The organism is Novosphingobium sp. Gsoil 351 (genome assembly GCF_009707465.1).
GTDB lineage: Bacteria > Pseudomonadota > Alphaproteobacteria > Sphingomonadales > Sphingomonadaceae > Novosphingobium.
Genome location: NZ_CP046120.1, coordinates 750523 through 765777, shown reverse-complemented (window position 1 = coordinate 765777; position 15255 = coordinate 750523). Strand labels below are relative to the sequence as shown.

At 66.0% G+C, this 15255-nt stretch carries 12 protein-coding genes and 3 pseudogenes; 5 read left to right on the top strand and 10 right to left on the bottom strand.

Annotated features, from left to right (window positions below; translation table 11 throughout):
* Window positions 1-3: 3 nt before the first annotated feature.
* A complete protein-coding gene (locus GKE62_RS03605) occupies window positions 4-717 on the top strand; it encodes a thioredoxin family protein (RefSeq protein WP_230206895.1) in 714 nt (237 codons plus the stop codon).
* Here the strand turns inward: GKE62_RS03605 and dapD are convergent.
* Both dapD and GKE62_RS18755 read right to left on the bottom strand, forming a co-directional pair.
* A complete protein-coding gene (gene dapD / locus GKE62_RS03600) occupies window positions 714-1553 on the bottom strand; it encodes a 2,3,4,5-tetrahydropyridine-2,6-dicarboxylate N-succinyltransferase (RefSeq protein WP_154691045.1) in 840 nt (279 codons plus the stop codon). The two genes, GKE62_RS03605 and dapD, sit on opposite strands and share 4 nt — an antisense overlap.
* A gap of 94 nt (window positions 1554-1647) precedes the next feature.
* Window positions 1648-1917 (bottom strand): hypothetical protein, encoded by a 270-nt coding sequence (locus tag GKE62_RS18755; RefSeq protein ID WP_230206894.1) that lies wholly within the window; start codon window positions 1915-1917, stop codon window positions 1648-1650.
* 13 nt (window positions 1918-1930) lie between these two features.
* Between GKE62_RS18755 and GKE62_RS03595 the strand changes: the two genes are divergently transcribed.
* Window positions 1931-4198 carry a S8 family peptidase gene (locus GKE62_RS03595; protein ID WP_230206893.1) on the top strand — a complete coding sequence of 756 codons (2268 nt, stop codon included), beginning with the start codon at window positions 1931-1933 and terminating at the stop codon, window positions 4196-4198.
* Here the strand turns inward: GKE62_RS03595 and GKE62_RS03590 are convergent.
* The 5 genes and pseudogenes from GKE62_RS03590 to GKE62_RS18750 all read right to left on the bottom strand — a co-directional run.
* Window positions 4112-5194: a phosphotransferase family protein gene (locus tag GKE62_RS03590; RefSeq protein ID WP_154691043.1), complete on the bottom strand. Its 1083-nt coding sequence runs from the start codon at window positions 5192-5194 to the stop codon at window positions 4112-4114. The genes GKE62_RS03595 and GKE62_RS03590 overlap by 87 nt on opposite strands.
* The gene (locus GKE62_RS03585; protein ID WP_154691042.1) at window positions 5191-6285 is read right to left on the bottom strand and encodes a Zn-dependent alcohol dehydrogenase; all 1095 of its coding nucleotides are present in this window, start codon (window positions 6283-6285) and stop codon (window positions 5191-5193) included. Before GKE62_RS03585 ends, GKE62_RS03590 begins: the two co-directional genes overlap by 4 nt.
* A gap of 115 nt (window positions 6286-6400) precedes the next feature.
* Window positions 6401-7696, bottom strand: a complete 1296-nt coding sequence (locus tag GKE62_RS03580; protein WP_154691041.1) for an acyl-CoA dehydrogenase family protein — start codon at window positions 7694-7696, stop codon at window positions 6401-6403.
* A 113-nt stretch (window positions 7697-7809) separates the two neighbouring features.
* Window positions 7810-9177, bottom strand: a pseudogene (locus tag GKE62_RS18385) (MFS transporter); the annotation flags it as partial.
* Window positions 9178-9291: 114 nt separating this feature from the next.
* Window positions 9292-10098, bottom strand: a pseudogene (locus tag GKE62_RS18750) (SDR family NAD(P)-dependent oxidoreductase); the annotation flags it as partial.
* A gap of 168 nt (window positions 10099-10266) precedes the next feature.
* Here GKE62_RS18750 and GKE62_RS03570 point away from each other — a divergent pair.
* The 3 genes from GKE62_RS03570 to GKE62_RS03560 all read left to right on the top strand — a co-directional run bounded on the left by GKE62_RS03570 (window position 10267) and on the right by GKE62_RS03560 (window position 13537).
* Window positions 10267-11433 carry an acyl-CoA dehydrogenase family protein gene (locus tag GKE62_RS03570; RefSeq protein WP_154691040.1) on the top strand — a complete coding sequence of 389 codons (1167 nt, stop codon included), beginning with the start codon at window positions 10267-10269 and terminating at the stop codon, window positions 11431-11433.
* 134 nt (window positions 11434-11567) lie between these two features.
* Window positions 11568-12722: an acyl-CoA dehydrogenase family protein gene (locus tag GKE62_RS03565; RefSeq protein WP_154691039.1), complete on the top strand. Its 1155-nt coding sequence runs from the start codon at window positions 11568-11570 to the stop codon at window positions 12720-12722.
* Window positions 12723-12733: 11 nt separating this feature from the next.
* Window positions 12734-13537, top strand: a complete 804-nt coding sequence (locus GKE62_RS03560; RefSeq protein WP_154691038.1) for an SDR family NAD(P)-dependent oxidoreductase — start codon at window positions 12734-12736, stop codon at window positions 13535-13537.
* Window positions 13538-13544: 7 nt separating this feature from the next.
* Here GKE62_RS03560 and gmk read toward each other — a convergent pair whose 3' ends face one another.
* The 3 genes and pseudogenes from gmk to GKE62_RS03545 form a co-directional block, all read right to left on the bottom strand.
* Window positions 13545-14201: a guanylate kinase gene (gmk, locus tag GKE62_RS03555; protein WP_230206892.1), complete on the bottom strand. Its 657-nt coding sequence runs from the start codon at window positions 14199-14201 to the stop codon at window positions 13545-13547.
* A gap of 51 nt (window positions 14202-14252) precedes the next feature.
* The gene (locus GKE62_RS03550) at window positions 14253-14678 is read right to left on the bottom strand and encodes a hypothetical protein (RefSeq protein WP_195908573.1); all 426 of its coding nucleotides are present in this window, start codon (window positions 14676-14678) and stop codon (window positions 14253-14255) included.
* 29 nt (window positions 14679-14707) lie between these two features.
* Window positions 14708-15209, bottom strand: a pseudogene (locus GKE62_RS03545) (SspB family protein).
* Window positions 15210-15255: the final 46 nt, after the last annotated feature.

Below are 15255 nucleotides of genomic sequence, written 5' to 3'. Positions count from 1 at the left end.
GACATGACCCTGAGCAGATTCGGCTCCCTCGCGGCCATCGCCCTGATCGGCTCCTGTTCGCCGGCGAGCGACGTTATGGCTCAGGCAGGCACGGGCGGTGCCGGGCCGGTCGTGGTCGAGCTTTTCCAGAGCCAGGGCTGTTCATCGTGTCCGCCCGCCAACGCCAACGTCAACGCGCTCGCCGCGGCACGGTCCGACGTGATCGCGCTGAGTTACGCGGTAACCTATTGGGATCAGCTCGGTTGGAAGGACACGTTCGCCCAGCCCGCCTTCACCGAGCGTCAGCGCGCCTATCAGCGCAGCGGGCAGAGCGACGGGGTCTATACCCCGCAAGTCGTGATCAACGGGCGCAAGGCGCTGGTCGGGACGGATCGCGGCACCTTGAACAAGGCGCTTGCCGCAACCGGGCCGCTGAGCGGTGGTCCCACGATCGTGCGCGACGCCGGGGGCGTGACGATTGGCGCGGGGCAGGGTTCCGCGACCGTGCTGCTGGTGACCTACGATCCCCGCGTGCGCGCGGTGCCGGTCAAGGCCGGCGAGAACAACGGGCGCACGCTGCCCCATCGCAACATCGTCACCGACCTGCACACCGCGGGATCGTGGAATGGCAAGCGGCTGCATATCGCGGTGCCCGCGCCGAAGGACCCCGCCTTGCGCACCGTCGTTCTTATCCAGAGAGGCGCGGGCGGGCCGATCCTGGCGGCGGCCAAGGTCTAGTCGCGCAGCAGCTCGTTGAGTGCGGTCTTGCCGCGGGTCTGCGCGTCCACCGTCTTGATGATCACAGCGCACGACAGCGACGGGCCGGGGCGGCCATCGGGCAGCGGTTTGCCCGGCATCGCGCCGGGGACGACCACGCTGAACGGCGGGATGTGGCCGGTTATGACCTCGCCGGTTTCGCGGTAGACGATCTTGCTTGTGGCGGTGATGAACACGCCCATCGCGACTACGCAGCCTTCGCCGACGATTACCCCCTCGACGATCTCGGACCGCGCGCCGATGAAGCAGTTGTCGCCGATGATCGTCGGGTTGGCCTGCATCGGTTCGAGCACCCCACCGATCCCGGTTCCCGCAGAAATGTGGCAGTTCTTGCCGACCTGGGCGCAGGATCCGACAGACGCCCAGGTATCGATCATCGTCCCGTCACCAACGTTCGCGCCGATGTTTACGAAGCTGGGCATCAGCACGACGTTGCGCCCGACGTGTGCCCCGCGCCGCACGATCGCGCCGGGAACCGCGCGGATGCCGGCCTCGCGGAAGCGCGCTGCGTCCCATCCGGTGAACTTGAGCGGCACCTTGTCGAACGACGGCGCACCGGCCGAGCCAAAGTCCATCACTGCATTGTCGTTGAGCCGGAACGACAGCAGTACCGCCTTCTTGAGCCATTGGTTGACCGTCCAGCCGCCCTTGCCGTCGGGCTCGGCGACACGGCCCTGGCCGCTGTCGAGCAAGTCGAGCGCCCGATCGACCGCGGCACGAACGTCGCTGCTGTCCGGGGTCACGCTGTCGCGCGCATCCCACGCGCTGTCGATTGCGGCGGCGAGTTGGTCGTGCATCATGGCCCTCCTGCTAGCGGGCGCGGCCTAGCGGCCTGCCTGCCCTGCGGCAAGCACCCAGGCCCTCGTTAAGCCTTGCGCCAGCCATGCCGGGCTATACGCTTCGCACTCGATCCTGACGGGGCTGCCGACCGATGACCGTTTCGCGATCTTCGCGCCCGATGCTTTCGCTGGGGGGATTGTGTTCGGCGGTGGCCTTGCTCGCCGGGTGCGGTGGGGGTGGCGGCAGTCCGCCGATCGCGAGTGCACCCCCGCCGGCCCCCGCGCCGACCCCGACGCCTTCACCGGTTCCGACCCCCAGTCCATCGCCGTCGCCGGCGCCTTCGCCAAGCCCCACGCCCGCGCCAACGTCCTCGTTCGACACCGCGGAATACCGGATGTCCGACGGGCCCGCGTTGCACCGAGTGATCCCGGCTTGGACCGCAGGGGCGACCGGCAAGGGTGTGACCGTCGCGATCGTCGATACCGGGATCGACCCGGCCAACCCCGAGTTCGCCGGGCGCATCTCGGCCGCCTCGGCTGACGTAGCGGGCAATCGCGGGATCACCCCCGAGGACGATCATGGCACCCAGATCGCGTTGATTGCGGCTGCCGCGCGCAACGGCAGCGGGATCCTGGGGATTGCCTTCGATGCGACGATTCAGGCGCTCCGGATCGATGCCCCGGGGACTTGCGCCCAGACCGCCGGCTGCAAGTTCACCGACGATGCGATCGCCGCCGGCGTCAACCGCGCGGTCGATGCCGGGGCGCGGGTGATCAACCTGTCGATCGGCGGCTCGAACATCAACGCAACTTTGCGCAGCGCGATCGCCCGGGCCGCCTCGGCCGGGGTGGTGGTGGTCGTCGCGGCGGGCAACGATGGCGATTCGACCGACCCCGCGGTCAACAAGAACGAGCCCGATCCGTTCGCTTCGAGCACTGCCACCGCGGGTAACGGCAATGTGATCATTGCCGGGTCGGTGGACAGTAGCGGCACCATCTCCGCCTTCGCCAACAGGGCGGGCAGCTTCGCCAACGTCTATCTCAATGCGCTAGGCGAGGACGTCTGCTGCGTCTACCAGAACGGCCAGATCAGGATCACCAACCGCAACGGTTCGCAGTTCGTGACGGTGGTCAGTGGAACCAGCTTCTCGACGCCGCAGATCGTCGGCGCGGTGGCGCTGCTGGCGCAGGCCTTCCCGAACCTGACCGGCCAGCAGATCGTCGATCTCTTGCTGCGCACGGCGCGCGACGGAGGTGCGGCGGGAACCGACCCTATCTATGGCCGTGGCACGCTCGACATCGCCAACGCCTTCGCGCCGCAGGGGACGATGACGCTGGCCGGTTCGACCGCGCTGGTTCCGCTCGGCGATACGATGGTCGTGACGTCGGGTGCGATGGGCGATGCCGGGACCAAGGGCACGCTGGGGGCGGTGATCCTGGATGGCTACTCGCGCGCCTATGCGGTCGATTTCGCGCGGCAGTTGCGCGACGCGGTGGTGCAGCCGCGGTTGAGCAACGCGCTGGCGGGACAGACTCGCACGCTCGCCGCTGGCAACGACAGGTTCGCGCTGGGCTTCACCGTCGATGGACGGGGCGGGATCGCCGCGCTTGCCCCGTTGCGGCTTGGCCGGGATGATGCGGAGCAGGCGCGCGTGCTTGCCGCCAGCGTCACCGCGCGGCTCGCGCCGGGGCGGCAGGTGGCGTTCGGGTTCCGCCAGGGCGCCGACGGCCTCGCCGCACAATTGTCGGGCGCGCGCTCGCCCGCGTTTTTCATTGCCGGGGCGCCGGGCGACGACCTCGGGTTCGTGACGGGCGAGCGGACCGCGGTTGCCTTGCGACAGATGCTCGGGGGCTTCGGGTTGACCCTCAGCGGCGAACGCGGCCAGGCGCTGACCGGTCCCGAACGCCACGTGGGCGAACTGCGGCTGCGGCGCGAGAACGAGCCGATGGAGCGGTTCGGCCTGGCCGTCGATCGCCGGTTCGGCGAGATCGACGCGGCGCTCGGGGCGTCTTGGCTGCGTGAGGACCGCACCGTCCTGGGCGCCAGGTTCCACGATGCGCTGGGTCGTGGCGGCGCGGACAGCGCGTTCGTCGATGCCCGCGTCGGCTGGAGCGTCCGTCCCGACGTGCGGCTGGGGGCAAGCTGGCGCGGCGGCGCAACCATGCCGCGCGGCGGCGGCGCGATCGTTGGTGGGCGGCTGCTGAGCCAGGCCCTCGCGGTCGATCTGGAGAAGCTCGCCGTGTTCGCGAAAGGCGACCGGCTGGCGATTCGGATCGCGCAACCGCTGCGGGTGGAAAGCGGTGGAGTGCGGCTCAATCTGCCGGTCGATTACGACTACGCCACGCTAAGCCCCACGTTCGCGAGCAGCACATACGCGCTCACCCCCAGCGGGCGCGAACTGATTGGCGAACTCGCCTGGCGCGGCGAACTGTGGGGCGGCGACGCCGCGGCGAGCGTTTTCTACCGCAAGGATCCCGGCCACTTCGCCAGTCTGCCTGACGACAAGGGCGTGGCGGTGAAGTGGGGGCGGGGGGTTCTAACATCGTTCCCGAGTTTGCTCGGGGAAGCTCTTGATTCAGGCCCCGGCTTCCACCGCAAACCCCCACGCTCGTTCGGCCAGCGGGCTGACCCGCTCGCTCATCGCCTTGGCATGCGCGGATGACGCGGTTCCATCGATCACCCGCTTCTTGATCCCCTGCATGATCCCGGCCAAGCGGAAGAAGTTGTAGGCGAAATACCAGTTGAGGTCCGGCACGCCCTGACGGCCCGTGGCCGCGCAATAGCGCTCCACCACTTCGTCGAGTTCGGGAATGCCCAGCGCCGCGCGATCGAGATCGGCGACGCCGGAGCGGCCCGCATTATCGGTTACCCAGGCCATCGCGACATAGGTGAAATCGGCCAGCGGATCGCCCAGCGTCGACAGTTCCCAATCGAGCACCGCGAGCACTTCCGGGCGATCGTGCGCGTAGATCATGTTGTCGACGCGATAATCGCCGTGGACGACCGAGGTACGATCCTGCTCGGGCAGCGTCGCGGGAAGCCAGGCGATGAGTCGCTCCATCTCGGGCATCGTTTCGGTCTCGGCGAGGCGGTACTGCTTGGTCCAGCGTTCGACCTGGCGGCCGAAGTAGTTACCCGGCTTGCCGAAGCCTTCGAGCCCGGCCGCTGCGACATCGGTGTTGTGCAGCCGTGCCAGCGTATCGATCATCGCGAAGTAGGTCGCGCGGCGGGTCTGCGGGTCGGAGCTGGGCATCGCGCCGTCCCAGATCGTCCGCCCGTCGACCATGCCCATCACGTAGAACCACGATCCGAGCACGTCGTTGTCGGTGCACAGGCCATACTGGCGGCTGACCGGGAAGCCGGTGGGATAGAGTCCGGCCTGGACCTTGTATTCGCGATCGACCGCGTGGGCCGAAGGCAGCAGCGGCCCGTATGGCTTGCGCCGCAGCACATAGCGGCCCGAGGGACTTTCGATCTTGTACGTAGGGTTGGATTGCCCGCCCTTGAACTTCGAGACCTCGATCGGGCCGCGAAAGCCCTCGACGTTGGCGTCCATCCACGCGGTGAGTTTAACCGCGTCGAGCACGTCCGCGCCTTCGGGCGCAACGGTCCCGACGAACGCCGTCTCGGCATCAATGGCAGCGCGCGAATCCGTCATTGGTCGAACACGATCACGCTGCGTGCGGAATCGCCCTTTTTCATCGTCTCGAACCCTTCGTTGATTTGGCTCAACGGAATGCGCTCGGCAATGATCGAATCGAGATCGAGCAGCCCGCGCAGGTAGAATTCGACGAGCCGCGGCAGATCGACCGGGAAATGATTCATGCCCATGATCGCGCCCTGGAGTTTCTTGCCCGAAAGCAGATCGATCGCGCTCAGGCCGACTTTCTCGCTCAGCGGCATCATCCCCAGGATCGTCGCGGTGCCGCCACGGCGCAGCGACGCCACCGCAAGGGCCGCCGAAGCAGGACGCCCGACCGCTTCGATCGCGTGATCGACCCCGCCCTTGGTCATCTCTACGATGGAGGCCGCAGCGTCGTTTGCCAGCGCATCGACGGTATCGGTCGCGCCCAGCTTCATAGCCAGCGCGCGCTTTTCGGGAATCGGATCGGCTGCAATGATCCGCCCGGCGCCGGCAATCTTGGCAGCGTTGATGGTCGCCAGACCGACGCCGCCGCATCCGACCACGGCGACCGTTTCGCCCGGCGTCACTTTGCACGCGTTGAAGATCGTTCCCGCGCCGGTGGTCACCGCGCAGCCGATCACCGCGGCGCGATCGAGCGGCATTTCGGGATTAATCTTCACGCAGGCGTGTTCGTGGATCAGCATCATTTCGCTGAACGCCGACAGGTTGAGCATCTGGTTGATCGCGCTGCCGTCGGACGCGCGCGTGATCCGCGGCGGGGCGCCTGGCGCGCGGCGGGTGTCGCCGCCCATGCACAGCGCCATCCGGCCCGTGACACAGAACTCGCAGTGCCCGCAGAACGCAGAGAGGCAACTGACCACCGCATCACCCGGCTTGACCGTCCGGACCTCGCTGCCGACTTTCTCGACGATGCCTGCCGCTTCGTGCCCGGGTATCGCGGGAAGGGGGTGGGGATAGCTGCCCTCGATGAAGTGGAGATCCGAATGGCACAGGCCGCAGGCGGCGGTGCGGATCAGCACCTCGTGCGGGCCGGGATTGTCGATGACGACGTCGTCGATCCGCAGCGGCTGGCCGACGGCTTCGAGAATGGCGGCTTTGGTCACATTCAAACTCCCAAACCCTGCTCATCCCGAGCGAAGTCGACGGATGTTGCACTACGGCCAGGCCAAAGCGCGACGTGTCTCGACTTCGCTCGACATGAGCGGACTGTTTTTCAGACTATCGGCTCACCCCGATATCGGCCGAGCTGAACCCGGCATCGTTGCTGGCACCCGGCTTGGGCGCATGGCGGGCGAATTCGATTCGGGCGATGGCGCGCGAGTGGACTTCGTCGGGCCCGTCGGCCAGCCGCAACGTGCGCTGGTGCGCCCATGCCGAAGCAAGGCCGAAGTCTTCGGAAACACCGCCTGCGCCGTGCGCCTGGATCGCATCGTCGATGATCCGCAGCGCCATGTTGGGCGCCTGGACCTTGATCATCGCGATTTCGCCCGCGGCGGCCTTGTTGCCGACCTTGTCCATCATGTCCGCGGCCTTGAGGCACAGCAGCCGGGTCATCTCGATGTCGATCCGGGCACGCGCGATGCGCTCTTCCCATACGCTTTGCTCGGCGATGGTCTTGCCGAACGCGGTGCGCGACTGGAGCCGCTTGGCCATCTTGGCCAGCGCTTCCTCGGCCACCCCGACGGTGCGCATGCAGTGGTGGATACGCCCAGGTCCAAGCCGCCCCTGCGCGATCTCGAAGCCGCGGCCTTCGCCCAGCAACATGTTCGAGGCGGGCACGCGGACGTTGTTGAGCTGGATTTCCATGTGCCCATGCGGCGCATCGTCATAGCCGAACACCGGCAAGTGGCGCAGAATCTCGACGCCGGGGGCATCGAGTTCCATCAGCACCATCGACTGCTGCTGATGGCGTTTGGCCTCGAAGTCGGTCTTGCCCATGACGATCGCGATCTTGCAGCGGGGGTCTCCCGCGCCGGACGACCACCACTTGCGGCCGTTGATGACGTACTCGTCGCCCTCGCGCACGATCGAGCATTCGATGTTGGTGGCATCCGAGCTGGCAACCCCGGGTTCGGTCATCAGGAACGCCGAGCGAATTTCGCCCTCCATGAGCGGCTTGAGCCATTTGTCCTTCTGTTCGCGTGTGCCGTAGCGGTGGAACACCTCCATGTTGCCGGTATCGGGGGCTGAGCAGTTGAACACTTCGCTGGCCATCCCGACGCGGCCCATCTCCTCGGCGCACAGCGCGTATTCGAGGTTGGTCAGCCCCGGTCCGTCGAACTCGAATGTGTCGTCGACGTGCGTCCGGCCGAACTGGGGCGGCATGAACAGGTTCCAGATGCCCTGAGCCTTGGCCCGCGCCTTTTCTTCCTCGACCACCGGCAGCACTTTCCACCGGTCGCCCTCGGCCTGCTGCTTGTAATAGTCTGCCATCCGCGGACGGACGTGGTTCTCGATGAACTGGCGGACGCGATCGCGCCAATAGACCTGACGTTCGGTGGGTTCGAAGTTCATCGCGGCGTCCTTTCCGAGTCTGTTTTGCGGTTCTAGTGGCAGACCTTCGGGGGCAGGCCAACCGTTGATTTAAGCGGGCGGTTAAGCCTTTGGGACGCGAGCGACCCGAAGTCCTATGGATGCAGTCCGGTCGCTTCCGGATCGAGCCGGGCCGCCGCGTCGAGCGCGGCGAGTCGAGCTTCGTGCGCGCGTCTGTCGATCGGGAAGCGGCGGACGATCACAACCAGCAGGACCGCCAGCGCCACCACGCAGCCGACGTAAGCCATGGCCATCCGATCGACCACTGCCGGATCGACTTCGCCGGGCTTTGCTCCGCTGGGCATTCCCGAGAGGCTCAGCAGGAAGCCGGTTGCGAAGATACCGAGCCCGGTCGAGCATTTCGAAGCGAAGAACGCGCCCGCTGCGAAAGTGCCTTCGGAACGCCGTCCGGTCTGTTCCTCGGATGCTTCGACCACGTCGGCCACCATCGACCACAGCGAAATCCCGGTGATCACGCTGAACAGGTTGGAGAAGAAGGTGAACGCGAACATCGCCACCAGCGAAGCGGTCGATCCATCGGGCGCCCAAAGTCCGAAGTTACGCAAGGTCAGCGGGATGACCCAGAACACCATCCCGAGCAGTCCGGTGTAGGTGGCGGTCTCGCGCTTGCCCCAGCGCAATTGCAGCGGGCCGACCAGCATGAAGCTGCCGACTACGCTGAAAAACAGCAAGATGGGATAGAGCTGGAGGGCGACTGGGGGGAATTGCCAGACGAACAGGTACAGGTAGTTCGAGATGGAGAAGGTGATCCCCTGGCTGGTAATCGCCGCCGCCAAAGCAGCCATGAGGACGAGGAACGCCGGATGGCCGAGACATTCCCGGATGTCGCCAAACGCGGCCCCCAGCCCCGCCTTGGAGACCGTTTTTGGCGGGCGAACCGCGACCCAGCGATGTTGTCCGATGGCCGAGCCGAGCACGCAGGCGACGATCAGAATGGCTCCGGCGATACCGTATTGCTGATAGCCCTCGCGCGCTAGCATGGCCCTTGGCAGGAACACGCCATAGGCTAGCAACAGCATCAGCAGTCCGCCGCCCCAGGCAAACAGGAAGCGGAAGCGGGTCAGCCGGGTCCGTTCGTCGTAGTCGCGGGTGATTTCGGCCACCAGCGCCGAGGAGGGCACCTCGCAGCACGCCACCGCCGCGCGCACCCCGATTGCGGAGAACAACAGCACCGCGAAGCTGGGCGGGCCGACCGGCGACCACAGCAGCACCCAGAACAGGCCCAGCGGGATAGGCGCGAGGTAGAGGAACGGCAGGCGCCGCCCCCACCGAGTGTCGAGCCGATCACTGATATGGCCGACGACCGGGTCGATCAGCCCGTCGAATACCAGCGCGATCAGCAAAGCCAGGCTGACCAGCCGTGCGTCCATTCCCAGCACCTGGTTGTAGAACAGAAGCAGGAAAGTGGAAAAACCGTTGTCCTTGATCCCGTAGGCGACGCTGCCCAGTCCGTTGAATATCGCGAGGCGCGTCGGGACAGGACCCTTGATCGGGATCACGCGGCCGGGCTCGGGGCCGTACTCGCCGGACCCTCCACGAACGCGCGCAGCGATTCTGAACAGATTGGGCATCGCCGGATCCCACGCGTGGCGTGGGCCGACGGTAATTCCGCCATCGACCAGCAGCGAGGTGCCGGTCATGAACGACGCATCTTCGCTGGCGAGGAAGGCCACTGCTTTGGCGATGTCGTCTGGCTGACCGCCCCGCGCCACCGGCTGGGCCGACTTGGACGTCTCGGCAATGATCCCCAGCGCGGCGGGGAGCTTGTCAGGGGGGCAATCGATCGAGCTGGTGAAGATGTTGGTATTGATAAAGCCCGGCTGAACCGCGTTCACCCGGATGCCGAACTGGGCAAGATCGGTCGCGGCGCACTTGGTCAGGTGGAGTACGCCGGCCTTGGCCACGGCATAGGCGGTTGGCGAATAGCCCGGCCCGACCGCGGCGACGCTGCTGGTGTTGACGATGGAGGCCCCGGCGCGGCCCTTCATGTGCGGGACGGCGTAGCGGATACCAAAAGCGACCGAACGCAGCAGCAGGTGGAATGTGAAGTCCCACCCGTCCGGCTCGATCTCGTCGATGGACTCCTTCGCGCCGCCCGCGCCGGCGTTGTTGAAGACGATGTCGATCCCGCCGGTTTCGCTCGCCGCGCGGTCCATCAGCGCCTTGATATCCTCGGTTCGGGTCACGTCGCAGCGCTGGAAGCGAATGTCGCCATTCGAGCCGGCGGCGAGCGCTTCGCCGCCCGCAGTGTCGATGTCAGCGGCGTAGACCGTCGCGCCTTCGCCCGCGAACAACTGGACCGCGGCTTTGCCGATCCCCGACGCGGCGCCGGTGATCACGACAGTCTTGCCGTTGAATCGCATGATCTCTCCCTGGATGCTATTTCACTGCAGCTTAGGCGCGCGGTTAAGCCGGTCAACGCGCATCGACTTGACGCTACGGCATCGGGCCTTGCCAAATTGGCGCGGCCATGGCGCTTGCGTGGCCGGCCCGAATCGACTTAATCACGCGATTAAAGAGAGGAGCCTCCCATGTCCGACAGCGACGCCTTCCGAGGCGAAATCCGCGCTTGGCTCGAAGCCAATTGCCCGCCCGAGATGCGCGAGCCGGTCCGCACCGATGCCGACGTCTGCTGGGGCGGCCGCGAGGTAAAGTTCAAGAACGAGGCCCAGCGCCAGTGGCTCGAGGCGTGCGCGGCCAAGGGCTACACCGTGCCCGATTGGCCGCGCGAGTACGGCGGAGCCGGGATGAGTGCGGCAGAAGCCAAGATCTGGCGCGAGGAGATGGCCAGGATCGGCGCGCGGCCCCCGCTTTCAAGCTTCGGCATATGGATGCTCGGCCCGGCGCTGCTCAAGTTCGGCACCGAGGAGCAGAAGCATCACTACCTCAACCAGATCGCACGCGGCGAAATCCGCTGGTGCCAGGGCTATTCGGAGCCGGGCAGCGGTTCGGACCTGGTGTCGCTCCAGACCTTTGGCGAGGACAAGGGCGATCACTGGGTGGTCAACGGTCAGAAAATCTGGACCAGCTATGCCGACAAGGCTGACTGGATCTTTTGCCTGGTGCGCACCGACAAGACGAACAAGTACCAGGGGATCAGCTTCCTGCTGTTCGACATGAAGAGCCCTGGGGTCACGACGAAGCCGATCCTCCTGATCAGCGGCAATTCGCCGTTCTGCGAGACTTTCTTCGACAACGTAAAGGTGCCCAAGGACCAGATCGTCGGCCAGCTCAACCGCGGGTGGGACGTGGCCAAGTATCTTCTCGGCCACGAGCGCGAGATGATTTCCGGAGCAGGCGGGGGCGATCGAACCGCGGCGATCGGCGCGGCGATGAACCGCTCCGCTGGCGGGGTCGATCCGATCCTGCGCGCTGAACTGGCGGCGTTCGATGTCGACGCGCTAGCCTACGCGGCGATGGGCGAGAAGTTCATGGACGAGGTCAAGGTCGGCAAGGGCCACCCCGCGCAGTCGAACATGATGAAGTACGCGGGAACCGAGCTCAACAAGCGCCGCCACGAACTGGTCATGGCCAGCGGCGGCAGTGCCGCGCTCGAATGGGACAGCGATGCCTCGGACGGCGGCTCCAAGGCGCGCAACTGGTTGCGGACCAAGGCCAACTCGATCGAGGGCGGGACCAGCGAGGTGATGCTCAACGTCATTGCCAAGCGGATTTTGGAACTGCCGGGGGTGAGCTGAGCTAAAAGCCCTCTCTCCCTTCAGGGGGAGAGGTTGGGAGAGGGGGACTTCCTCTTCAATCCAAAAATCTGGGCCGGTATCGAGATTCCCCCTCTCCCCGGCCCTCTCCCCCTAAAGGGGGCGAGGGAGACATAATGCCACTGTACCACACCGACGATCAGGCGATGCTCGCCGACACCGTCACCGGATTCATCGCCGACGAAGGCTCGATCAAGAACCAGCTGCGCCGCTGGCGCGACGAGAATTGCCAGGACGGGTTCGGCCACGAACTCTGGCGCCGCTTCGCCGAAATGGGGCTGACCGGGATGCTGGTCGCCGAAGCGGACGGCGGGCTGGGGATGGGCCATATCGAAGCCGGGATCGTGCTCGAACAGATCGGCCGCAATCTCACCCCATCGCCGTTCCTGACCACCGCGGTGATGGCCACCACCGCGCTGGCGGGCGGATCGGACGAGGTTCGCGGGCGCTGGTTGCCGGGGATAGTGGCGGGCGAGACCGTTGCTGCGATCGCGGTCGACGAGGGCGCGAAGCATCACCCCGAACGCATCACCTGCCGGGCCGAGAAGGCGGGCAACGGCTTCCGCCTGTCGGGTGCGAAGGATTTCGTCGTACATGGCGCTTCAGCCGACGTATTGATCGTTGCTGCGCGCACTTCTGGCAGCGACAGTGATGCGACTGGGATAACCCTGTTCGCCGTGCCCAAGGATGCCTCGGGTGTTACGCACGGCAGCGTGCGCCTGGTCGATAGCTCGATGGCCAGCCATGTGAAGTTCGACGCGGTCGAACTCGATGGCGGAACGGTGATCGGCGATGTCGATGGCGGGCGCGAGTTGCTGGGCCGGGTGCTCGCCGCGGGCCGGGTCGGCGCGGCGGCAGAGCAGGCTGGTGTCGCCGGCGGGGCGATGGACCGGACGGTTGATTACCTTAAGCAGCGTAAGCAGTTTGGTAAGCTGATCGGTGAATTTCAGGCGCTGCAACACCGCGCGGCGCACCTCTATTCCGAGCTCGAGATCGCCCGGGCGGCGGTGATCAAGGCGCAGCAATTGCTCGATGCCAACGGCGATGGCGCGGTTTCCGAACGGGCGCAGCTGATGGTTTCCGTGGCCAAGGCCAAGGCGGGCAAGGTCGCCGGGCTGGCGGTGCGCGAGGGCGTGCAGATGCACGGCGGGATCGGCATGACCGACGAATATGACATCGGCCTCTACATGAAGCGCGACCGCGCACTGGCCGAGTTCATGGGTGACGCGTTCTACCACACGCAGCGGGTGGCGGAGCTCAGCGGCTACTGAAGGAACGACCGATGAACCTCAATTCGCTCTTCAGCCTCGAAGGCAAGATTGCGCTGATCACCGGGGGTAGCCGCGGGATCGGCAAAATGTTCGTGGAGGGCTTCGTCGCCGCCGGCTGCGAGCGGGTCTACATGACGGCGCGCAAGGCGCAGGTGGTCGAGGAAACCGCCGCGGAGTTCGGCGATAGGGTCATCGGACTGCCCGGCGACATCAGCCGGATGGAGGGGATCGAGGAACTCGCCGCCGAAATCGGCCGGCGTGAAAGCCGCCTCGACATCCTGGTCAACAACGCCGGGGTCGCCTGGGGCGCCGAGTTCGAGGAATTCCCCGAGATCGGCTGGAACAAGGTCATGGACCTCAACGTCAAGACCCTGTTCTTCCTGACCCAGAAGCTTCATCCGCTGCTCAAGGCCGCGGCCAGCCCCGAGCGCCCCGCCAAAGTCATCAATATCGCCTCGGTCGACGGGTTCCGACCCAATCCATGGGAAACTTACTCCTATCAAGCGTCGAAAGCAGCGGTGATCCACCTGACCAGGCGGATGGCGGCGCGGCTGATCAAGGACAACATCGTGGTCAGCGGGATCGGCCCCGGTGCCTTTCCCAGCGAGATGAACAAGGCCGCGGCCAAGAACCCGGAGGCATCGGCCCGCGGTATCCCCTCGCGCCGGGTCGGAGTGGCCGAAGACATGGCCGGCGGCGCGATCTACCTCGCCAGCCGCGCGGGCGACTATGTCGTCGGCACCACGATCCCCATCGACGGAGGGATCGTCAACGGCTGGATCGGCGAGGCGCCCGATCCTTCAGGAGACCATTGAGCGAGGATCAATCGGGCTTCATCAATCCCCGGACGAACCCGATCAGCCCGGTTTGCCGCGCGCGCTTCATGCGCTCCGCCGCCAGGATCTGCTCGACCTTGGCGAAGCACACGTCGATGTCGTCATTGACGACGACGTAGTCGTAGCCGTCCCAGTGACTGATTTCCGCCTGGGCGCGCGCCATTCTTGCGTCGATCACATCGCAGCTGTCGGTACCGCGGCCCACCAGCCTGCGGCGCAATTCGTCGAGGCTGGGAGGCAGGATGAACACGCGGACCACATCCTGCTGATCCTTCTGGAACAGCTGCTGGGTGCCCTGCCAGTCGATGTCGAACAGGAAATCCTCGCCTACCTTCAGGCCGGCGCGGATATGCGCCTTGGGGGTGCCGTAGCTGTGCCCGAACACCGTCGCCCACTCATAGAATTCGTCGGCCTCGACCATCCGGTCGAATTCGGCCTGGCCGACGAAATGATAGTCCTGTCCATCGATTTCGCCTTCGCGCGGGGGGCGGGTGGTCGCCGAAATCGACAGCCTGATCGCCCGGTCTTCGCGCAGCAGGCGGTGGGCGATCGTCGTCTTGCCCGCGCCGGAGGGCGACGACAGGATGAACATCAGTCCGCGGCGCTGGAGCGTGTCGTGGGTGGTCGCGGGTGCGTCGGTCATGCGCGCTGATGGCGCAGGGGGCGTATCGGGGTCAAGCGAGGATCCGGCGGGTCAAGTGACGATCGGATCGGATTCCTTCTCGCCCGCAGCGGCTTGTTCTCGAACCTTGCGCTCACCTTCGGTCTTGGCCGCGGTCTTGCCCTGTTTGCGGTCGTAGAGCGTCTTGGCCAGCATGCCGCCGCCGACGATGATCGCGCCGGGAACCGAACGCGTGGCGATCCGCGCCAGGGCGGTGCCGACCATCGTCTGGACCATCGAGCGACCCTTTACGATGCTCTTGGCCTTTCCCTTGGAATACTTGGTGCCGAGCAGCGTGCGCTCGACCGCGTGACGCATGATCTGCCCGCCGCCGCGCAGAACGAGATCGGTGAGCAGAAGGTTGGTCATCGGGTTGGGGCTGATGCCGGGCACCTCGGCAAGCTTGCCGCCTACGGCGCCGACCGACTTCGCGATCTTGCTGGATTTCCGCCTGGTCATGCTCGCCCTTTGCTTGCGGGCGCGTCGCCCTATTTCTTGCGGCCGAAATCGACCGTGACGACGTTCAGAATCGTCGTCGTTCTCAACGCCCGCTTCGTCGCCGCGTTCCGGCGAATCGTTCTGCGCGCTTTCGTGCGGTTCGGGCGCCGTGCCGGCGCCTAGCGCCTGGAACTGCAGTCCGAAATCGACCGCCGGATCGACGAACGCGGTGATCGCGGCGTAGGGCACCGACAGCTTTGCGGGAATCTGGTTGAACGACAGCCCCACCGAAAAGCCGTCGTCGCCGACGTTGAGATCCCAGAACTTGTTCTGGAGCACGATCGTCATCTCGTCGGGAAACCGCTCGCGCAAGTGCGGCGGGATCGAGACGCCCGGCGCGCCGGTCTTGAAAGTGATGTAGAAATGGTGCGTGCCGGGCAGGGTGCTGCCGCTGCGCTCGATCTGGCCGAGCACCCGCCCGACCACCGCGCGCAGGGCTTCCTGCACGATCTCGTCGTAGGGGATCAGGCTATCGGGCGTGGTGTCGTTCATTGCTGGCACACCTGACGGGCGGGCGCGGGCCGGTCAAGAGTTGATT